Below are 20109 nucleotides of genomic sequence, written 5' to 3' on the forward strand. Positions count from 1 at the left end.
ACGATGCTGGCGAGAAACGCGGAATCGCTCTACTGGATCGGGCGCTATGTGGAGCGTGCCGACGACACGGCCCGGATCCTCGACGTCACGGTGCACCAGTTGCTCGAGGACTCGAGCGTCGACCCCAATCAGGCGTCGCGCACGCTGCTGCGGGTGCTCGGGATCGAGCCGCCCGACGGGTACCTCGACGTGTGGTCGCTGACCGACATCGTGGCGTTCAGCCGCGAGACCTACGGTGCGTGCTCGATCGTCGAGGCCATCTCCGCGGCCCGCGAAAATGCCCGCGGCGCACGCGAAGTCACCTCCACCGAGATCTGGGAGTGCCTCAACACCACCTACAACGCGCTGCCCGAGCGGGAGCGGGCCGCCAAACGCCTGGGCCCGCACGAGTTCCTGTCCTACGTGGAGGGGCGCGCGGCGATGTTCGCCGGGCTGGCGGACTCCACGCTGTCGCGGGACGACGGCTACCGCTTCATGGTGCTGGGCCGCGCGCTGGAGCGGGTGGACATGACCGTGCGTCTGCTGCTGTCCCGCGTCGGGGACAGTGCGTCGTCGCCGGCGTGGGTGACGCTGCTGCGGTCGGCAGGCGCCCACGACACCTATCTGCGGACCTACCGCGGCGTGCTCGACGCCGGCCGGGTGGTCGAATTCATGCTGCTGGACCGGCTTTTCCCGCGGTCCATCTTCTACTCGCTCAAGCTCGCCGAGCACAGCCTCGACGAGCTGATGAACCGTCCGCACGGCCGCCTCGGTGCCACCGCGGAAGCGCAGCGGCTGCTCGGCCGGGCCCGCAGCGAGCTGGAGTTCCTCCGGCCGGGGGTGCTGCTCGAGTCGCTGGAGCAGCGGCTCGCGTCGCTGCAGACGACGGTCTTCGATGTGGGAGAGTCGTTGGCGCTGCAGTACTTCCACTCCGCTCCGTGGGTCGCGTGGACCGATGCGGGACGCAATGCTCTGGTGATCGAAGAAGGGGAGATCTAGATGTGGCGGATGCGCGTGGTGCACGCGACGGGATACGCCTACAAATCGCCGGTCACCGCGTCGTTCAACGAGGCCCGGTTGACCCCGCGCTCGGATTCTCGCCAGAACGTCATCCTCAACCGTGTCGAGACGGTGCCGGCCACCCGGTCCTACCGCTACGTCGACTACTGGGGAACCGCGGTCACCGCGTTCGACCTGCACGCCCCGCACACCGAGCTGGAGGTGACGTCGTCCTCGGTGGTGGAGACCGATCGTCCCGAGGCGCCCAAGGACAAGGTGTCCTGGGCCGACCTGGCCGGCGAGGCGGTCATCGACCGGTATGACGAGGTGCTCGCGCCGACGCACTACGTCCCGTCGAGCAAGCGCATCGAGCGGGTCGGCCGTCGCATCGCGAAGTACCACGATCCGGCCGAGGCCGTGATCGAGGCGGCGCGCTGGGTGCAGGGGGAGTTGCAGTACGTCCCCGGCACCACCGGGGTGCACACCTCCGGGGTGGACGCGCTGCGGGAGGGCAAGGGGGTGTGCCAGGACTTCGCGCATCTGACGCTGATGTTGTTGCGCGGCATGGGGATTCCGTCCCGGTATGTGTCGGGTTACCTGCATCCGAAGCGCAACGCGAAGATCGGGGACACCATCGACGGGCAGAGCCACGCATGGATCCAGGCGTGGACGGGCGAGTGGTGGCATTACGACCCCACCAACGACGCGGAGATCAACGAGCAGTACATCAGTGTCGGGGTGGGACGGGACTACTCCGACGTCACGCCGCTCAAGGGCATCTACTCCGGGGAGGGGTCCACCGACCTCGACGTCGTCGTCGAGATCACCCGGCTGGCTTGACGCACACCCCCGGGTGCACCTCGACCCGGTGCAGGTCGTCGCCGAGCTCGATCTGACGGTCGAACGCCGTCGCCGCCAGCGCACGCCAGTCCTCCTCCTGCCCGGGCACCAGCGCCGGCACGTAGTGGGTCAGGATCAGGATGCCGACCCCGGCCCGCGTCGCGGTCTCGGCGGCCTGCTGCACCGACGAGTGGTAGTCGCAGATGTCGCGGATGCGCTGCATCGGCATCGGGTCGATGAGGTCCTTGCGGATCACCGTGTGCACCAACGCCCCTGCGCCTGCGGCCAGTTCGTCCAGCGTCGGGCATGGGACGGTGTCCCCGGCCAGAACCACCGACGCCCCGTTGTGTTCGACGCGGAAACCGATCGTGGGTGCGACGGGCCGGTGGTCGGTCGGCGCGACCAGGATGCGGACGCCGTCCCGGCCCCACACCACCCCTTCGGTGACCTCTTCGACCTCGACCGGTGGGGGCGTCGTCAGGTCGGCGTGGTGGGCGATGCGGTAACCGATGTCGAACTGCAGCGCCTTGAGCGTGTTCTCGACGACCTCCGCGGTACCGGGCGGCCCGATGATCGGCAGCGGGGTCAGGTCGGGGGCGAAGTTGCCCACCCACCGGGTGATCAGCACGTCGCCCAGGTCGGTGATGTGGTCGCTGTGCAGATGCGTCAGCAGCAGCGCGGTCAGGTTGTTGGCGCCGACGCCGACCGCGGCGGCGCGCTGCAGCACGCCGCGGCCGCAGTCCACCAGGAAGGTCTGCCCGCCGGCGCGCACCAGCGTCGACGGTCCGGCGCGCCGTGGATCCGGAATGGGGCTGCCCGTGCCGAGCAGCGTCACTTCGATCATGGGCCAGGTATACCGCGACCGGTGATCCGGCGCGGCCTAAACGGTGCCGGAGGCGGGCGCCCATCCCGGCGGCGGATCCTCGCCGGTGCGGCCGTCCACGGCTTCACGCAGAAGGTCGGCGTGCCCGGTGTGCCTGCCGTACTCCTCGATCAGATCGCAGAGCAGGCGTCGCAGGCTCGCGTGCCGGCCGTCGGGTCCGCTGATGTGCACCAGCTGGTCGAGCCCGCCCCGGGTCAGCGCGTCCTGCAGTCGGCGTCGGGACCGCTGCACCGCTTCGTCCCAGTACGCGTACAGACGGTCCGGCGGGTCCCCCGCCGCGGAGGTGAACTCCCAGTCCTCCGGCACCTCGGCGAGGTCGGCCCACTCCGACTCCCACGGATCGCCGATCGGTTCTCCGGTCAGCTTGTCCGTGAACAGCACGTCCTCGGCGAAGGCCAGGTGCTTGAGCAGACCGCCCAGCGTCAGCGTCGAGGCGCCGACACGTGCCTGAAGTCCTGCGGCGTCGAGATCGTCGGCCTTCCAGCGGAACGTGGTGCGCAGCCGCTCGAGCGCGCCGACGAGGTGCTCGAGTTCCGAACCCGCCAGCGGCGGCTCCCAGGGCGTGTCGGTCATCGCACCGGACTATAGGCGGCCACCGGTTTCGGTCTGCGGCGATCTGTCCCGGCGTATTGTGAGCCGCATCACAAGGAGGTCGTGATGCGGATATCCGACGTGCTGCGCACCAAGGGGGCGTCCGTGGCGACGATCACCCCGGAGACATCGGTGGCGGGCCTGCTGACAGAACTGGCCGTGCACAACATCGGCGCGATGGTCGTGGTCTCGGCCGACGGCCTGGAAGGGATCGTGTCCGAGCGCGACGTGGTGCGGGGACTGCACGAGGTCGGCGCCGACCTGCTGCGCCGCCCGGTGGCCGACATCATGACCACGCTGGTGGCGACGTGCTCACCGGACGACTCGGTGGACAGCCTCAGCGCGCTGATGACGACGAACCGGGTCCGCCACGTCCCCGTCATGGTCGACGGGCGGCTGCGCGGCATCGTCAGCATCGGGGACGTCGTCAAGACGCGGATGGAGGAGCTGGAGACCGAGCAGCAGCGCCTGCAGGCCTACATCACCCAGGGATGACGGGGTCGCGCAGCGTGTTGTCGCTGAACGCGCCGCGGTAGGCCGCCGCCGGGTGCGATGCCGGCAGCCGGTCGCCGCGCCCGAGCAGCTTGTGGCGCAACGTCCCCGACTTGTCGGTGGCGATGAGGCCACGTTCCCGCAGCGTCGGGAACAGGCGGTCGGCCGTCTCCTGGAAGGAGCCCGGCACCGTCGCGTGGTAGACGTTGATGCCGTTGACGCCGGCCTCCCGCCACTCTTCCAGGCGGTCGGCGATCTCCTCGGCGGTGCCGACCACCCGGTTGGCGCCCTCGAGCACCCAGGCCAGGTCGCGGATCGTCGGCTCGGCATTGCCCGACGCCTCGGCGGCCCACCGCGCGAAGCCCTGCACGCCGGTGAACTCGCCGAGCCGGCTGATCGGCGTGTCCAGGGGCAGGTGGCCGGCGTCGACGCCGGCATCGCCGAGCGCATGCAGCGCAACGCCTTCCAGATCGAGATACCGCTTGATCTCGTCATGGCGCCGCACCGCGTCGCGGTGGGTGTCGCCGACGACGAAGGACAACCCCTGCGCGAACGCGATGTCGTCGGGGTCGCGGCCGTGCTCGGCGGCCAGCGCGCGTGTCTCGGACGTCAGCGCGTACGCGGCCGCCGGGTCGGGGCTGCTGATGTACACACCCTCGGCGTTGCGCGCCGAGAACAGCTGTCCCGCGGGCGAAGCGCCGGCCTGGAACAGCACCGGGGTGCGCTGCGGCGACGGGGACGAGAAATGCGGACCCTCCACCGAATAGCGCTTGCCGACGTGGTTGATCCGATGGATGCCGGCCGGATCGGAGTGCACACCCCGTTCCTTGTCCTGAACCAGCGCATCCTCGTCCCAGGAGCCCTCCCACAGCTTGTAGGCGACGTCGACGTACTCGTAGGCCCACTCGTAGCGCTCGTCGTGGCTCAGGGTGCCCTCGTACCCGAAGCTGCGGAACATGTTGGCGTTGAAGCTCGTCACGACGTTCCAGCCGAGCCGCCCGTCGGTGTAGTGGTCGAGCGAGGACATCTTGCGCGCGAAGTTGAACGGATGGTCCTGCACGATCGAGCTGGTGAACACGATGCCGAGGTTCTCGGTGACGACCGCCAGCGCCGAGGCCAGTGACGACGGATCGTTGACCGGCACCTGGATTCCGCCCTCGACGGCTTTGCGCCAGTTGCCGTTCCACGGCGCTCGCAATCCGAACACGTCGGCGAAGAACAGCAGATCGTAACCGGCCTTCTCGACGCTGGCGGCCAGTGATGTCCAGTGCCGCAGCTTGTTGAACTCGTGGTTGCGTGCCTCGGGTGCCCGCCACAACCCGTGCAGCACATGGGATGCGGTGTTCATCACGAAGGCCGAATAGAACAGCGGCCGTTGCGCGCTCACGAGATCGGGCCCAGCGTGTCCCGGATCAGCTTGTTGTCGGTGGTCTCGAGGAACTCGGCGATGCGGGGATCCTTGAACGTGTCGATGAGTTTCTGGACGTTGGGGTCGTCGATGTGCTTGTTGCTGACCACCAGGCCGCCCTCGCTGCCTTTCGGTGCGGGCTCGCGGGCGAGGATCTGCTCTTCGGTCAGCCCTGCGGCGTAGACATCGGAGATGTGCACCACCACGGCGTCGACGTCGGCGAGGCTGCGGGCCAGCTGGCCGATCGGAACCTGAACGAACTGGTAGTTCTTCGGGTTGGTGGCGATGTCGTCGAGTTGGGGCAGTCCCGCGAGCGTGTCCTTGCCGGGCTTGAGCGTGATCTGTTGATCGTGGGCGAGGTCCAGTAGCGCGATGGCTTGTCCGGCGGGGTCGTCGCGCAGGGCGATCTTGGCGCCGCTCGGCACCTGGTCCCAGCTGCGGTACTTGTCGGAGTAGGTGGCCTGATCCCAGGTGAACGTCGGCGCGGCCAGCGTCAGCTGGAACCCGTTGGCGGCGATCGCGTCGTTGAGGAAGGGCTGGTGTTCGAAGAAGTTACCCGCGACCGTGCCGGCGTCGACGGCACGGTTGATCTCGATGAGGTTGTCGATCTTGACGGGTTCGATGGTGATCCCGTGGTCGGGCGCGATGTTGGTGGCGATGTAGCTGAGCAGGTTCTCGGCGGCGATGTCGGTGCTCCATGTCGCCACCGGCAGGTTGGTGCCGAACGGCTTGTCCTTGTTGGAGAACTGGGCATACGAGATGCCCCCGGCGATGGCCAGGACGACCACGGCCGCGGCCGCGATCCACGGCCAGCGCTTCTTCTTCTTGATCTCGATGTCGAGACCCGACCCTGAGGGCGGGCTGATCTGGTCGGTCATGGGTTTCCTTCCGGTGCCTGTTACGGGGTGAGGGCTTTGACCACGCGGTCGCCGACGAATTGGACAACGGCGATGGTGATGATCAGCGAGACCGCCGTGGCGATCATGATGTTGTCGTCGAAACGGTTGTATCCGTAAGTGATTGCGAGGTTGCCGACGCCGCCGGCGCCGATGGATCCGGCGATGGCGGAGTAGTCGATCATCGCGATGGTGTTCACGGTCAGGGCGCCCGCCAGGGCGGGCAGCGCCTCGGACAGCTGCACGGTGCGGATCACCTGCAACGTGGAGCCGCCCGACACCTGGCCCATGTCGGTGACGTCGGAGCGCACTTCCCGCAGGGCGTTCTGGACCAGGCGGGCGAAGAACGGAACGCCGGCGGTGGTCATCGGCACGATCGCCGCGGGGATACCGATCGTGGTGCCCACCAGGAAGCGGGTCACCGGGATGATGGCCGCCATCAGGATCAGGAAGGGCAGCGAGCGGCCGATGTTGACGACCGTGTTGAGAACCGCGAACACCCGTGGGTTGGGGTGCAGCCCCAGATCGGAGGTGTTGTGCAGGATCACCCCGACCGGGATGCCGATCAGTACCACCAGCACCATCGTGATGCCGACCATCAGCCAGGTTTCCACGTAGGCGGGCAGCAGCAACTCGGGTACCTTGTGCCACGGCGTGCTGAAGTCCTCCTGCGCGAACAGGGACGTGGTCATGCCGCGGCCTCCGCGGACGGGCGTGCGGCTGTCCGGACGTGCAGCCCGCGCTCGGTCAGGTAGCGCGCGAAACCGGACGGCGCGCCCGGCGAGAGCGCCAGCACCGCTCGGCCGACGGCGATTCCGCGGATCGACTCCACGCTGGCGCTCAGCACGCTGACCCGGGTGCCTGACAGGCCGGGCGCGTCCTGGATCGAGGTGAGCCAGTCGAGCGGGACGTCGCGCGAGGCATACGAGACCTCCCACACTTCGCCGTCGCCGCGCAGCGGCACACTCGGCCGGTCGGGTAGCAGTTCATGGGCCAGAAGCGATTCCGGGTCGAGGATGATGTCCTCGACCGACCCGCTCTCGATGATGCGTCCGTCGGCGATCCTGGCCACCGAGTCGGCGATCTCGCGCACCACCTCCATCTCGTGGGTGATCAGGATGATCGACAGGCCGTACTCGTCGCGAAGATGACTGAGCAGAGCCAGGATCGACTTGGTGGTGGCCGGATCGAGTCCCGATGTCGCCTCGTCGGAGAGCAGCAGCGACGGACCGAGTGCGAGGGCGCGCGCGATGCCCACTCGCTGCTTCTGCCCGCCGGAGAGCTGCCCGGGGAACGCGGCACTGCGGTCGGTCAGGCCGACACGCTCGAGGAGTTCGCTGACGCGCCGGTCGACCGACGCGGCGGTGGCGCCGAGGTACTCCAGCGGCAGTGCGACGTTCTGGGCGACGCTGCGGCGGCGCAACAGGGGTGCAGTCTGGAAGATGACCCCGATGTTGCGTCGGGCCGCCACGAGGTCCTCGGCCGAGAGTGTGGTGAAGTCCTTGCCGTTGACGCGCACGGTTCCACTGGTGGGACGTTCCAGGAAGCTGATGCAGCGCGACAGCGTGCTCTTGCCCGCACCGCTGGGGCCGACGACGGCCAGGATCTCACCGTCGGCCACCGACAGGCTGATGCCGTCGAGGACGGTGCGGTCACCGAACCGTTTCGTCAGGTTCTCTATCTCGATCACGGCTGACGAAGCTACGGTGCCGACGCCGACTGCGCCCAGGCTAGGGATCGCCATGATCTGAACTGGTATTCGAACGGGCGCAGCGTAATTCGGATCACCGTGGCCCTAACCCTGGCGTGCGCGCCGCCGAAGATGCGACGTTCGACCCATGACTGACCGTCCCCGGTTCGGGGTGTGGGCCAACGTCCACGGCACGATGGCCGCCCTCTGTCATCCGGACGATCCGGTCGACGCGTCATGGCGACGGGTGCGCGATCAGATCCTGCTCGCCGAGCGGCTGGGGTTCGACTCCACCCTGATCGCGCAGCACACCATGAACCCGCTCGACGAGTCGCTCGACCAACTCGACGCATGGAGCGCGGCGGCCGCGGCGGCGGCGTTGACGGAGACCATCGAGATCATCGCGGCGGTCAAGCCGTCGATCATCCACCCGACGATCCTGGCCAAGCAGGCCCAGGGCATCGAGGAGATCAGCGGCGGCCGGTTCGCCGTCAACGTCGTCAACGCCTGGTGGATCCCCGATCTCGAACGCTCCGGCATCGGCATGCTCGAGCACGGCGAGCGCTACGTGTACGGGTCGGAGTGGCTGCACATCGTCCGCCGCTTGCTCGCGGGGGAGCGCACGACGTTCCACGGCAAGTACTTTCACGTCGACGACTTCGTGCTGCACCCCACCGGCACGTACCGGCGCCGGCCCCGGATCTATCTCGGCGGGGAGTCCGCACCCGCGCGCGACCTGGCCGCGGCCGAGGCCGACGTGCTGTTCCTCAACGGGCAGTCGCGGGCCGAGGCCGGAGATCTCCTCGCCGATGTGCGGCGGCGCCCGCGAACCGGTCTCGACCCGATCCGGTTCGGGTTGGCGGCGTTCGTCGTCACCGCGCCCACCGGTGGGGAGGCCGAGGACCTGCTGCGCCACCACTGGGAACTCAACGCCGCGGACAAGGCGGGCGACGGCGACACGATCGAACGCTTCAGCACCGACACCGACCCGGCATCGGTGATGTGGCAGCGGCTGCGGGAACGTCCGCACATCGGACCCAACGGCGGAACCGCCGCGGGTCTCGTCGGCGACTACGACACCGTCGCGCAGCGCATCCTGGACTGGCACGACGACGGGATCGAGACCTTCATGCTGGCCTTCCAACCCTTCGAAGCGGAGATGGAACGCTTTGCCGCGGAGATCATCCCGCGTGTCGAGCGCCTCACGACCCGCAGCCGGGCGGCGTCATGAGCGGCGCACCGCGGATGCACTGGTATCTGCCCACCCACGGGGACACCGCCACGATCGCGGACAACCAGGCCGGCGCCGGGGCCCGGGTGCCGTCCTACCTGGAGCCGTCGCTGGAGAACCTGACCACGCTCGCGCGCACCGCCGAGGATTTCGGGTTCGAGGCCGCCCTGACCCCCACCGGTTCCTACTGCGAGGATTCCTGGCTGGCCACCGCGGCGCTGGCCCAGCACACCCGCGCGCTGAAGTTCCTGGTCGCCTTCCGGCCGGGGGTGCTCTCCCCGACCCTGGCGGCCCAGCAGGTCAGCACATACCAGCGGTTCACCGGAAACCGGTTGGCGCTCAACGTCGTCACCGGCGGGGACGACGCCGAGATGCGCCGCTTCGGCGACGACGTCGACAAGTCCGCGCGGTACCGGCGCACCGGTGAGTTCCTCACCATCGTGCACGGCATCCTGTCCGGTGACGAGTTCTCGTTCGACGGCGAGTTCTACACCGTGGAGCGCGCCAAGACCGCCTACCCGGTCACCACCCGGCCGACCGTCTACTTCGGCGGCTCGTCGCCGGAGGCCATCGCGGTGGCCTCCGAGCACGCCGATGTCTACCTCACCTGGGGCGAGACGCCCGAGCAGGTCGCCGAGAAGTTCGACCGGGTCCGCGCAGCCGCCGCAGAGCACGGCCGCACCCTGCGGTTCGGGGTGCGCCTGCACACCGTGGCCCGGCCCACCGCCGAACAGGCCTGGCGGCGGGCCGAGGAACTGCTCGCCGACCTGACACCCGACCAGGTGGCGCAGGCCCATGCCCGCTACACCGCGAGCGTGTCGGAGGGACAGCGGCGGATGGCGGCCCTGACCGACGGGGTACTGCGCGACGCCCGCAGCCTCGAGATCGAGCCGGGCCTGTGGGCGGGACCCAGCCTGGTCCGCGACGGCGCGGGCACCGCCGCCGTCGGCAGCTACACCGACGTCGCCGCTGTGCTCGGCCGCTACGTCGACGTCGGAGCGACCGAGTTCATCCTCTCCGGGTATCCGCAGATCGACGAGATCCGCCACGTCGGCGAGGGCGTGGTGCCGCTTCTGCGGATCGGCTCCGCGGCGTAGGGTTTTTCCGCGTGACCATCGATGTCGCCGCGGCCCGCCGACCGGACGTCAAGGCACTCTCCCGTGTGCTGGGGCGGGCGTTCTTCGACGATCCGGTGATGATGTGGATGGTGCCCGACGACGCCCGACGGACCAGTGCGCTGCCGCGCATCTTCGCCGCGATGACGCGGCACCACTTCCTCGCCGGGGAGGCCGTGGAGGTGGCAGGCCGCGCCGGCAAGGTCGGTGCCGCGGCACTGTGGGACCCGCCGGGCCGGTGGAAGACGACTACGCGCGAGGACCTCGCGATGATGCCGAGCTTCCTGCTGGCGATGCGCGGCGAGGCCAAGCGCGGTATGGAGGTCTCCGAGCTGATGAAGGAACACCACCCCGAGGAACCCCACTGGTATCTCGCCGTCATCGGCAGCGATCCCGACGTGCGGGGCGCGGGGTTCGGTCAGGCGCTGATGGCCTCGCGGCTGGACCGCTGCGACGCCGAGGGCGCCCCGGCGTACCTGGAGTCGACCAAGGAGTCGAACGTGGGCTACTACCTGCGGTTCGGGTTCGAGGTGACCGGCGAGCTCACCGTGCCCGGCGGCGGCCCCACGATGTGGCAGATGTGGCGCGCGCCGCGCTGAGCTTCCCGGACTAGCTCCAGCTGTATTCGGCGCGCAGGCGGGCCGCGACGGCTTCGAACGTGGCGCGCTCGAGGATCGCGCCCTCACGCCGGATGCCCTCCTCGGGCACGTCGAGCACGCGGTCCAGGCGCACCCAACTGGCCCGGCCCTCGTAGTCCCAGGATCCCGAGCCGATGCCGACCCAGTTCGGGTCTTCGCGGTGGTGGTCCTGACTCGACAGCATGAGGCCCAGCAGCACGCTGCGGTCACGCCCGACCACCAGCACCGGCCGGTCCTTGCCGCGGGTGGGGTCGTCCTCGTAGACCACCCACGTCCACACGATCTCGCCCGGGTCGGCGCGGCCGTCCAGGTCGGGGGCGTAGACCACCCTGCGGGCCCGGTGCGCGGTCGGGACGAAGGTGTTCGACACCGGGCGGCCGGCGGGCAGGGCGGGCTGGGGCGCGGTGGAGGCGCCGGCGATCGCGTCCAGACCGATGCGGATGCCCTGGGCGATCCCGCGCTGCAGGGTCTGCGAGCGCTGGAGGTGCCGTACGAGCTTGGGCGCTTCGGAGAACACCAACCTCTGGAAGGTCTTGAAGGGCGAGGACGACGACGCCATAGCCGCCAAGTCTAGGCGTCGCCGAATCGGTCGATTGTGTCCCGATGGGGTGGGCTCGTTACTCTGGACTGGCCGTTTCCGGTACCCGTACCGCGCTCACCAGGAGATTCCCGATTAGCAGTTTCGCCGACAAGACCTTCACCCCGCCGGCGCTGATTCGGAACTTCTGCATCATCGCCCACATCGACCACGGCAAATCCACCCTGGCCGACCGGATGCTGCAGCTCACCGGCGTGGTCGCCGACCGCGACATGCGGGCGCAGTACCTCGACCGGATGGACATCGAGCGGGAACGGGGCATCACGATCAAGGCGCAGAACGTGCGTTTGCCCTGGAAAGTCGGTGACGAAGAGCACGTCCTGCACCTGATCGACACGCCCGGCCACGTCGACTTCACCTATGAGGTGTCTCGCGCGCTGGAGGCCTGCGAAGGCGCGGTGCTGCTCGTCGACGCCGCGCAGGGCATCGAGGCGCAGACGCTGGCGAACCTCTACCTGGCGCTCGATCGCGACCTGACGATCATCCCGGTGCTCAACAAGATCGATCTGCCCGCCGCCGACCCTGACCGGTACGCCGGAGAGATCGCGCACATCATCGGCTGCGAGCCGTCGGACGTGCTGCGCGTGTCCGGCAAGACGGGCGAGGGTGTGCGCGAACTGCTCGACGAGGTGGTCCGCCAGGTGCCGGCCCCCATCGGCGACGCCGACGCCCCGGCGCGGGCGATGATCTTCGACTCGGTGTACGACACCTACCGCGGCGTGGTCACCTACGTCCGTGTCGTCGACGGCAAGATCGTGCCGCGCGAACGCATCAAGATGATGTCGACCGGCGCCGTCCACGAGCTGCTCGAGGTGGGCATCGTCTCACCCGATCCCAAGGCCTCCGACGGGCTGGGCGTCGGCGAGGTGGGTTACCTGATCACCGGCGTGAAGGACGTCCGCCAGTCCAAGGTCGGTGACACGGTCACCGCAGCCCGCCACGGCGCCACCGAACCGCTGACCGGATACCGCGAACCCCGGCCGATGGTCTACTCGGGGCTCTACCCGGTCGACGGATCCGACTACCCGGTGCTGCGCGACGCTCTGGACAAACTGCAACTCAACGACGCGGCACTGACCTACGAGCCGGAGACGTCGGTGGCGTTGGGCTTCGGCTTCCGCTGCGGCTTCCTCGGTCTGCTGCACATGGAGATCACCCGCGAGCGGCTGGAGCGGGAGTTCAATCTCGACCTCATCTCCACCTCGCCCAACGTCGTCTACCGCGTGGTCAAAGACGATGGCACGGAGATGGTCGTCACCAACCCGTCGGACTGGCCCGAGGGCAAGGTCCGTGAGGTCTACGAGCCCGTGGTGAAGACGACGATCATCGCGCCCAGCGAGTTCATCGGCACGATCATGGAGCTGTGCCAGTCCCGACGCGGGGAGCTCGGCGGGATGGACTATCTGTCGCCCGAACGGGTCGAGCTGCGGTACACGATGCCGCTCGGCGAGATCATCTTCGACTTCTTCGACTCGCTGAAGTCGCGCACCCGCGGCTACGCCAGCCTCGACTACGAGGAGGCGGGCGAGCAGGAGGCCGCGCTGGTCAAGGTCGACATCCTGCTGCAGGGCGAGGCCGTCGACGCATTCAGTGCGATCGTCCACCGGGACAGCGCCTCGGCGTACGGCAACAAGATGACCACCAAGCTCAAGGAACTCATCCCGCGCCAGCAGTTCGAGGTGCCGGTGCAGGCCGCGATCGGCTCGAAGATCATTGCCCGCGAGAACATTCGGGCCATCCGCAAGGACGTGCTGTCCAAGTGCTACGGCGGTGACATCACGCGTAAGCGCAAGCTGCTGGAGAAGCAGAAGGAAGGCAAGAAGCGGATGAAGACGATCGGCCGGGTCGACGTCCCGCAGGAGGCGTTCGTGGCGGCGCTGTCGACCGAGGCCGCCTCGGACAAGGCCAAGAAGTAGGTCCGTCATGCTGCGGAGGGGGAGCCGCGGAGTCGTCGTCCTGCTGGCCGCGATCGTGACGGGATGCGGTGCCGGGGTCGAGGGCACGCCCGTCGCCGCCCCGGCGGGCGGTCTTGATTCGATCCTGCTCAGCGACGTCGATCTCGATGACGTGTTGGGCAGCAAAGGAATTCGGAGTGAGCCCGACACGGGGGAGATGACCGACGAACTCGCGGCCGGCACCGTGCCTCCGGGCTGCGCGGGTACGGTGCGCACCGCAGAGGCCAACGTCTACCGGGACGCCGGGACCACCGCGGCGCTGACCCGGATGGCGCAGGGGCCCGGCGACGGCGACTCGGTCGCCCAGAGCGTGGTGGTCGTGGGCTCACCGCAGCAGGCGCAGCACCTTCTGGAGCTCGCCAAGCTGTCGTGGAGCGCGTGTTCCGGCACCCCGATCAGGCAGGGTGGGGCCACCCCGTCGACCTGGAATCTCGAACCGGTCGACGTTCGCGACGGCATCGTCAGCCAGTCGTCCACCAACTCGGTGCACGGGCGCTGCCAGCATGCGATGGGAGCGGCGGCCGCCCGGGTCGTCGAGGCGCTGGTGTGTGGCGCGAACGTCCGCAACCAGGGCGCGGCGGTCGTCGCCGCGATGATCGCCAACGCCGATTCGGCCTGAGCCTCCTCACCTTTGCCCGCGAGCGTGCGTGTCTGTGACCGACACGCCGCGGTTTTTCGCGAGTCCACGCACGTTGGTCGCCAGCGTCGTGAGTGCGGGAGCAGTGGAGGATCGGCGCGAGTGTGCGGAAACTCGTGAATCTAGACGGTGTGTCTCCAACAGACACGCACGCTCGCCACAATGCGCGCAGCGCGATCTTAATCCGGATCCGACGGGAAACATGGTGCACGGCAACGGAATCGCTTGCCGCTTCTGAAGGGCGACGTGGTCCCAGAACTGTGGGGCGGCTCGGCCGCGCGGTACGGTCGCGCCCGTGGAGGATCCGACGACACCGTGGTGGATCGCCGAGGCGACGGCCTCGGCGGGCGTGTCGGCGACGTGGGCGTGGCTGACCCTGGTGCTCGGTGCGGCCGCGGTGCTTGTCGGCGGAGTTCTGATCGCCCTGATTTGAACCCCGCGGCGAGACCTGACGGCGGCCCGCAGGCGTTGCCGTGCCCCGCCACCGTCCGCCTGCGCGGGGGCACCCTTCCGCGAGCGCGCGCGTCTGCACAGCGGCGCGCGGCAATCCCCGGCATTCCGCGCGCTTGTCGAGCGTCGGCGGCACCGTCACCGACGCTGGGTGGTCAAATCTTTGCTGTCCCTTCCGGAAAGCGCATGGGATAACACGGGTTACGCCCGTCGTCGCGCGGTGGAACCGGTGCCGCATTTCGGCTCGCGATGATCCTTGATCCGCGCACAGCAGCGGCGCCGCAGTGGTGGCCGCGCGGGTCGGCGGTGCTCGACCCCCACGACGTGGCCGGATGGGCGACGGGCGGAATTGACCTCGGCGACAACGCGATGGCGGTTGCTGAATCGGTGTGCACGGGTACCCGTCGACCGGGTCGACGCCGCCGTGGCGCGCTCTAGACTCCCGTTCCGTTCGACAACGGCGAAGAAGTGGAGACCCGATGGCCGTCAGCGTGGCCAGATCCGCCAGGACGGTGGAGGCCGTCGGCGACTTCTTCGTCCTCGCCGGGGAAACCTTCGCTGCCATGCTGCGGCCCCCGTTCGCCTGGCGCGAACTGATCGAGCAGATCTGGTTCGTCGCCCGGGTGTCGATCGTGCCGACGCTCGTGCTGTCCATTCCCTACACCGTGCTCATCGTGTTCACCCTCAACATCGTGCTGATCGAGGTCGGCGCCGGTGACCTCTCCGGCGCCGGCGCCGCGCTGGCCTCGGTGACGCAGGTGGGTCCCGTGGTCACCGCGATCGTGGTGTCCGGAGCGGCCGCCACCGCGATGTGTGCCGACCTCGGTGCCCGCACCATCCGCGAGGAGATCGACGCGATGAAGGTGATCGGGGTCAATCCCGTGCAGGCACTCGTGGTGCCCCGCGTCGTCGCGGCCACCTTCGTCGCGCTGATGCTCTACTCCGTGGTCGCCGTCGTCGGCCTGACCGGAAGCTACGTGTTCGTCGTCTACGTGCAGCACGTGACGCCGGGAGCGTTCGTGTTCGGCATGACGCTGCTCACCGGGCTGCCCCAGGTGATCATCTCACTGGTCAAGGCTCTGCTGTTCGGACTGTCGGCGGGCCTGATCGCCTGCTACAAAGGGCTTTCCGTGGGCGGGGGGCCGACCGCGGTCGGCAACGCCGTCAACGAGACCGTCGTGTTCGCGTTCATGGCGCTGTTCCTGATCAACATCCTGGCGACCGCCTTCGGCGTGAAGGTCGCGCCATGACGGTGCAGGACCGGCCGTCCACCCGCGAGCGCGTCGTCGACCGGACCCGGCAGCTGGGGGAGCAGACGGCGTTTTACGGGCACGCGCTGGCCTCGACGGCCGATGCGATCCGGCGCTACCCGGGTGAGGTGCTGCGGCTCATTGCCGTGATGGGCATGGGCACCGGCGCGCTGGCGGTGATCGGCGGCACCGTCGTCATCATCGGCTTCCTGACGCTGTCCACCGGTGCGCTGATCGCCGTGCAGGGCTACAACACGCTGTCCAACGTCGGAATCGAAGCGCTCACCGGCTTTCTCGGCGCGTTCCTCAACGTCCGTTTCATCGCCCCGGCCACCGCCGGCGTCGCACTGGCGGCCACCATCGGCGCCGGCGCGACAGCCCAGCTGGGCTCCATGCGCATCAACGAGGAGATCGACGCACTGGAGGTGATGGGTATCCGGGCCGTCACCTACCTGGCGTCGACCCGCATCGTCGCCGGCGTCATCGTGGTGATCCCGCTCTACACGGTGGCGGTGCTGATGTCGTTCCTGGCCACCCGATTCGGTACCACGGTCATCTACGGACAGTCCCGGGGCGTCTACGACCACTACTTCTCCACCTTCCTGCATCCCAGCGACCTGCTGTGGTCGTTCATCGCTGCGCTGTCGATGGCGGCGGCGGTGATGGTGGTGCACACGTACTACGGGTTCACCGCCACCGGCGGACCGGCGGGCGTGGGGGAGGCTGTCGGGCGGGCTGTCCGGACCTCGATCACCGCAACGGTTTTCGTGCTGCTGTCCATCACGCTGTCCGTGTACGGGCAGTCCGGGAACTTCCACCTGTCGGGGTGAGGGGATGGACAACTCACCCCGCCGCGGCGGCATCGACCCCATCTGGTGGGCGCCCGTGCTCGCGCTCGTCGTGATCGCGATCAGCATCATGACGGCGCTGCTCTTCTCCGGTTCGCTGAGGCGCAGCGTTCCGGTCACGCTCGTTTCCGACCGGTCCGGCCTGGTGATGGAGGACGGCGCCAAGGTGAAGCTGCGCGGCGTCGAGATCGGCCGCGTCGACGCGATCGGCACCGAGACCGGCGCCGGGGCGAATCTGTCGACGCTGCAGCTGAAGATCGATCCCGGACCGTTCGAGTACCTCCCGAGCAATGTGGAAGCCGAGATCAAGTCCAGCACGGCCTTCGGCGCGAAGTACGTCGACCTGATCGTGCCGCCCGGCGCGCAGAGCAGCGCACCACTCCAACCGGGCGCGGTGCTGCCCTCCCGCAACGTCACCGTCGAGGTCAACACCGTGTTCGAGAACCTGACCCAGGTGGTGCGTGCGGTCGATCCGGCGAAGCTGAACGCCGTCCTGTCGGCGGTCGCCGAGTCGCTGCGCGGCCGGGGCCAGGTGCTCGGCGAGGCCATCACGAGCGCGAACGACGTTCTGCTGGCGGTCAACCCACGCATGTCCACCGTGCGACGCGACTGGCAACTGTTCGGCCAGACCGCGCAGGCCTACTCCGAGGCCGCCCAGGACATCCTGTCCGTGCTCGACTCCTTCTCGACGACGAGCACCACGATCACCGCCCGTGCCGCGGACCTCGACACGCTGCTGCTCTCGGCGGTCGGCTTCTCCCGCGCGGGAATCGACACGATCGGCGGCAATCAGAGCGCCCTGGTGCGCGCGATGAACATCCTCGACCCCACCACGGCACTGCTGATGAAATACTCCCCGACCTACACCTGCCTGCTGCAAGGCGCGCAGTGGTTCCTCGATCACGGCGGCCGGGACGCACTGGGCGGCAACGGCAAATCGGTGATCATGGACGCGGCGCTACTGTTCGGTGACGACGCGTACCGCTATCCCGACAATCTGCCGAAGACCAACGCCACCGGTGGTCCGGGCGGCAAACCGAGTTGCGGCTCCCTGCCCGACGTCAGCAAGAACTTCCCGGTCAAGTATCTGGTCACCGACACCGGCTTCGGCACCGGTCTGGATGTCCGGCCCAATCCCGGTATCGGTTTCCCGGGTATCGCCAACTATTTCCCCGTCACCAAGGCCGATCCGGAACCACCCCGGATCCGGTATCCCGGGGGTCCCGCACCCGGGCCGGCCCCCGCCTACCCGGGCGCACCGCCCTACGGCGCTCCGGTGGCTCCGCCCCCGCCCGGCGGTCAACCGTGAGGGCCCGACTCCCGCGCGTCGCCGCCAAAGTCGCCGCGTTCACGGCCGTCTGTCTGGTGTTCATGTTCGCGCTCGTCACCGTGTTCGGGAACTTCCGATTCGACTCGCGCGCCACCTACCAAGCGGTCTTCTCGAATGTGTCCGGACTCAAGGGCGGCAACTTCGTGCGCATCGCCGGCGTCGAGGTCGGCAAGGTCCGTGACATGTCGCTGCACAAGGACGGCACCGTGACCGTCGAGTTCGCCATCGACAGGAACCTCACGCTGACCGAGGGCACACGCGCGGTGGTGCGCTACGAGAACCTGATCGGCGACCGCTACCTGGCGCTCGAGGACGGGCCGGGCGGGGTGCGCAAACTCGAACCCGGACAGACCATTCCGCTGGCCCGGACCGCGCCCGCGCTCGACGTCGACGCCCTCATCGGCGGGTTCCGCCCGCTGTTCCGTGCCCTGGACCCCGACCAGGTCAACGCCCTGTCCGGGGAACTGCTGCGTGTGTTCCAGGGCCAGGGCGGCACGATCTCCTCGGTGCTGGCGCAGACCTCGACGTTGACGTCGACGCTGGCGGGCCGCGACGAACTGATCGGCCAGGTGATCACCAACCTCAACACCGTCCTCGGCACCTTCGCCGAACACGACGACCAGTTCGGCGAAGGGCTGGACAAGCTCTCGCAGCTCGCACAGGGATTGGCCGACCGCCGTGACGACATCTCGACCGGCGTGGCGTACATCAATGCCGCCGCCGGATCGATCGCCGATCTGCTGACCGTGGCCCGAGAACCGATCAAACAGACGGTCGCCCAGACCGACCGGGTGGCGGGGCAGGTGATGGCCGACCGCGACTACGTCGACGATCTAGTGAAGACCCTGCCGGATGCCTACCAGATTCTCGCCCGGCAGGGCCTCTACGGAGACTACTTCGGCTTCTACCTCTGCGACGCGGTGCTCAAGCTCAACGGTAAAGGCGGCCAACCGGTCTTCGTGAAGGTGGCCGGCCAGGACACAGGACGGTGCACCCCGAAATGAAGCCACTCGCCGAACGCAACAAACTCGCCGTGGGCGCCGTCGGCATCGGGGTGCTCGTCGCGGTCGTCGTCGCGTCCTTCTCCTACGACGAACTGCCGTTCATCAAACGCTCGCACGACTATTCCGCGTTCTTCACCGAGGCGGGCGGCATCAAGGCCGGCAGCGACGTGCGCGTGTCGGGCATGAGTGTGGGCCGCGTGTCCGATGTGGCCCTCGACGGCACCACGGTGCGCGTCGACTTCACCGTCGGCGACACCGTCGACCTCGGGGACCGCACCGAAGCCGCGATCAAGACCGAGACCGTCCTGGGCACCAAGATGCTCGAGCTGACACCGCGCGGGGACGGCACGCTCTCGGGCGCCATCCCGTTGGAGCGCACCACCTCTCCGTACGACCTGCCCACCGCCCTGGGCGATCTCACCACCACCATCAGCGCGCTGGACACCAGCCAGCTCTCCCAGTCGCTCACCACACTGGCCGACACGTTCGCCGACACCCCACCGCAACTCAGGGACGCCCTACGAAGCGTCGCCCAGTTCTCCGACACCCTCAACGCCCGCGACGCCCAGCTGCGCCACCTGCTCGCCGACGCCAACACGGTCACGACCGTGCTGGCCAAGCGCAGCGACCAGATCGCCCAGCTGGTCGCCAACAGCAATGCGCTGCTCACCGAGGTTCTCGCGCAACGCGATTCGGTGGACGCGTTGATGACCAACCTGACCGCGGTGTCCCACCAGATCTCCGGCCTCGTCGCCGACAACAGAACCGCGCTCAAGCCCGCGGTCGACAAGCTCAACGGCGTTCTGGAGATCCTCGACAACCGCAAGCAGGAGCTGCAACGGACCCTGTATCTGCTGCGCCGCTACGCGATGTCGTTCGGCGAGGTGCTGGGGTCGGGTCCGTTCTTCAAGGCCTCGCTGGTGAACCTGCTGCCAGGACAGTTCGCGCAGCCGTTCATCGATGCGGCGTTCTCCGATCTCGGGCTCGATCCCGCCGTCAAGGTGCCCTCCGAGCTCGTCGACCCCGGCGTCGGGCAGCCCGGCACTCCGGCACTGCCGGTCCCGTTCCCGCGCACCGGTCAGGGCGGCGAGCCGCGGTTGACCCTGCCCGACGCGATCACCGGCAACGCGGGCGATCAAGGCTGCGGCCCTCCCGGACTCCCGTTGCCGGGGCCGACCGGCTGCTACCCGCTGCGCGAGCCGCTGCCCGCGGTGCGGTTCGAGGTGCGCAACACCGTCGTGCAGGGGCCCAACGCGGTCCCGCAGATCGTCGAGG

The 20109-nt window shown here is 68.6% G+C and carries 21 protein-coding genes; 14 read left to right on the forward strand and 7 right to left on the reverse strand.

Going from position 1 to position 20109, the window contains the following annotated elements; translation table 11 throughout:
* The first annotated feature begins 3 nt into the window (after positions 1-3).
* Together MCHUDSM44219_RS27670 and MCHUDSM44219_RS27675 are read left to right on the forward strand one after the other, a co-directional pair.
* Entirely contained in the window at positions 4-978 is a 975-nt protein-coding gene (locus tag MCHUDSM44219_RS27670; RefSeq protein WP_048421484.1) for an alpha-E domain-containing protein, read from the forward strand.
* Positions 979-1818 (forward strand): transglutaminase family protein, encoded by an 840-nt coding sequence (locus MCHUDSM44219_RS27675; RefSeq protein ID WP_048421485.1) that lies wholly within the window; start codon positions 979-981, stop codon positions 1816-1818.
* On the opposite strand, the gene MCHUDSM44219_RS27680 is transcribed toward MCHUDSM44219_RS27675, so the two are convergent.
* Both MCHUDSM44219_RS27680 and MCHUDSM44219_RS27685 read right to left on the reverse strand, forming a co-directional pair.
* Positions 1802-2662 carry a ribonuclease Z gene (locus tag MCHUDSM44219_RS27680; protein ID WP_048421486.1) on the reverse strand — a complete coding sequence of 287 codons (861 nt, stop codon included), beginning with the start codon at positions 2660-2662 and terminating at the stop codon, positions 1802-1804. The genes MCHUDSM44219_RS27675 and MCHUDSM44219_RS27680 overlap by 17 nt on opposite strands.
* A gap of 36 nt (positions 2663-2698) precedes the next feature.
* Positions 2699-3274, reverse strand: a complete 576-nt coding sequence (locus MCHUDSM44219_RS27685) for a mycothiol transferase (RefSeq protein ID WP_048421487.1) — start codon at positions 3272-3274, stop codon at positions 2699-2701.
* A gap of 84 nt (positions 3275-3358) precedes the next feature.
* On the opposite strand from MCHUDSM44219_RS27685, the gene MCHUDSM44219_RS27690 reads away from it, so the two are divergent.
* Complete coding sequence (locus MCHUDSM44219_RS27690) at positions 3359-3787, forward strand: CBS domain-containing protein (protein WP_048421488.1); 429 nt, start codon at positions 3359-3361, stop codon at positions 3785-3787.
* On the opposite strand, the gene MCHUDSM44219_RS27695 is transcribed toward MCHUDSM44219_RS27690, so the two are convergent.
* From MCHUDSM44219_RS27695 to MCHUDSM44219_RS27710, 4 genes are read right to left on the reverse strand one after another with little or no spacing between them, the layout of a single operon-like run.
* A complete protein-coding gene (locus MCHUDSM44219_RS27695; protein ID WP_048421507.1) occupies positions 3774-5132 on the reverse strand; it encodes an NtaA/DmoA family FMN-dependent monooxygenase in 1359 nt (452 codons plus the stop codon). The two genes, MCHUDSM44219_RS27690 and MCHUDSM44219_RS27695, sit on opposite strands and share 14 nt — an antisense overlap.
* Before the next feature lie 35 nt (positions 5133-5167).
* On the reverse strand, positions 5168-6070 hold the full coding sequence (locus MCHUDSM44219_RS27700) for a MetQ/NlpA family ABC transporter substrate-binding protein (RefSeq protein ID WP_048421489.1): 903 nt from the start codon (positions 6068-6070) through the stop codon (positions 5168-5170).
* Positions 6071-6090: 20 nt separating this feature from the next.
* Complete coding sequence (locus tag MCHUDSM44219_RS27705) at positions 6091-6780, reverse strand: methionine ABC transporter permease (protein ID WP_048421490.1); 690 nt, start codon at positions 6778-6780, stop codon at positions 6091-6093.
* Positions 6777-7778: a methionine ABC transporter ATP-binding protein gene (locus tag MCHUDSM44219_RS27710; protein ID WP_048421491.1), complete on the reverse strand. Its 1002-nt coding sequence runs from the start codon at positions 7776-7778 to the stop codon at positions 6777-6779. The genes MCHUDSM44219_RS27705 and MCHUDSM44219_RS27710 overlap by 4 nt, the downstream gene beginning before the upstream one ends.
* Before the next feature lie 148 nt (positions 7779-7926).
* On the opposite strand from MCHUDSM44219_RS27710, the gene MCHUDSM44219_RS27715 reads away from it, so the two are divergent.
* From MCHUDSM44219_RS27715 to MCHUDSM44219_RS27725, 3 genes are read left to right on the forward strand one after another with little or no spacing between them, the layout of a single operon-like run.
* Positions 7927-9009, forward strand: coding sequence for an LLM class flavin-dependent oxidoreductase (locus MCHUDSM44219_RS27715; protein WP_048421492.1), 1083 nt, complete (start codon positions 7927-7929; stop codon positions 9007-9009).
* Complete coding sequence (locus MCHUDSM44219_RS27720) at positions 9006-10106, forward strand: LLM class flavin-dependent oxidoreductase (RefSeq protein ID WP_048421493.1); 1101 nt, start codon at positions 9006-9008, stop codon at positions 10104-10106. The genes MCHUDSM44219_RS27715 and MCHUDSM44219_RS27720 overlap by 4 nt, the downstream gene beginning before the upstream one ends.
* Before the next feature lie 11 nt (positions 10107-10117).
* On the forward strand, positions 10118-10723 hold the full coding sequence (locus MCHUDSM44219_RS27725) for a GNAT family N-acetyltransferase (RefSeq protein WP_048421494.1): 606 nt from the start codon (positions 10118-10120) through the stop codon (positions 10721-10723).
* 10 nt (positions 10724-10733) lie between these two features.
* On the opposite strand, the gene MCHUDSM44219_RS27730 is transcribed toward MCHUDSM44219_RS27725, so the two are convergent.
* Entirely contained in the window at positions 10734-11321 is a 588-nt protein-coding gene (locus MCHUDSM44219_RS27730) for a type II toxin-antitoxin system PemK/MazF family toxin (protein WP_048421495.1), read from the reverse strand.
* Positions 11322-11365: 44 nt separating this feature from the next.
* Here MCHUDSM44219_RS27730 and lepA point away from each other — a divergent pair, with 44 nt between their 5' ends.
* The 8 genes from lepA to MCHUDSM44219_RS27765 all read left to right on the forward strand — a co-directional run.
* Complete coding sequence (lepA, locus tag MCHUDSM44219_RS27735; RefSeq protein WP_048421496.1) at positions 11366-13276, forward strand: translation elongation factor 4; 1911 nt, start codon at positions 11366-11368, stop codon at positions 13274-13276.
* A gap of 7 nt (positions 13277-13283) precedes the next feature.
* The gene (locus MCHUDSM44219_RS27740; RefSeq protein WP_048421497.1) at positions 13284-13934 is read left to right on the forward strand and encodes a sensor domain-containing protein; all 651 of its coding nucleotides are present in this window, start codon (positions 13284-13286) and stop codon (positions 13932-13934) included.
* A gap of 313 nt (positions 13935-14247) precedes the next feature.
* Positions 14248-14385, forward strand: coding sequence for a hypothetical protein (locus MCHUDSM44219_RS30105; RefSeq protein ID WP_156090909.1), 138 nt, complete (start codon positions 14248-14250; stop codon positions 14383-14385).
* A gap of 496 nt (positions 14386-14881) precedes the next feature.
* Positions 14882-15652, forward strand: coding sequence for an MlaE family ABC transporter permease (locus MCHUDSM44219_RS27745; RefSeq protein WP_048421498.1), 771 nt, complete (start codon positions 14882-14884; stop codon positions 15650-15652).
* A complete protein-coding gene (locus MCHUDSM44219_RS27750) occupies positions 15649-16482 on the forward strand; it encodes an ABC transporter permease (RefSeq protein WP_048421499.1) in 834 nt (277 codons plus the stop codon). Before MCHUDSM44219_RS27745 ends, MCHUDSM44219_RS27750 begins: the two co-directional genes overlap by 4 nt.
* Before the next feature lie 4 nt (positions 16483-16486).
* The gene (locus MCHUDSM44219_RS27755; RefSeq protein ID WP_048421500.1) at positions 16487-17809 is read left to right on the forward strand and encodes an MCE family protein; all 1323 of its coding nucleotides are present in this window, start codon (positions 16487-16489) and stop codon (positions 17807-17809) included.
* The gene (locus tag MCHUDSM44219_RS27760) at positions 17806-18834 is read left to right on the forward strand and encodes an MCE family protein (protein ID WP_048421501.1); all 1029 of its coding nucleotides are present in this window, start codon (positions 17806-17808) and stop codon (positions 18832-18834) included. Before MCHUDSM44219_RS27755 ends, MCHUDSM44219_RS27760 begins: the two co-directional genes overlap by 4 nt.
* A partial coding sequence (locus MCHUDSM44219_RS27765; RefSeq protein WP_082162429.1) for an MCE family protein occupies positions 18831-20109 on the forward strand: 1279 nt, incomplete at its 3' end. The genes MCHUDSM44219_RS27760 and MCHUDSM44219_RS27765, both read left to right, overlap by 4 nt.

Source organism: Mycolicibacterium chubuense, from assembly GCF_001044255.1.
Taxonomy (GTDB): Bacteria; Actinomycetota; Actinomycetes; order Mycobacteriales; family Mycobacteriaceae; genus Mycobacterium; species Mycobacterium chubuense.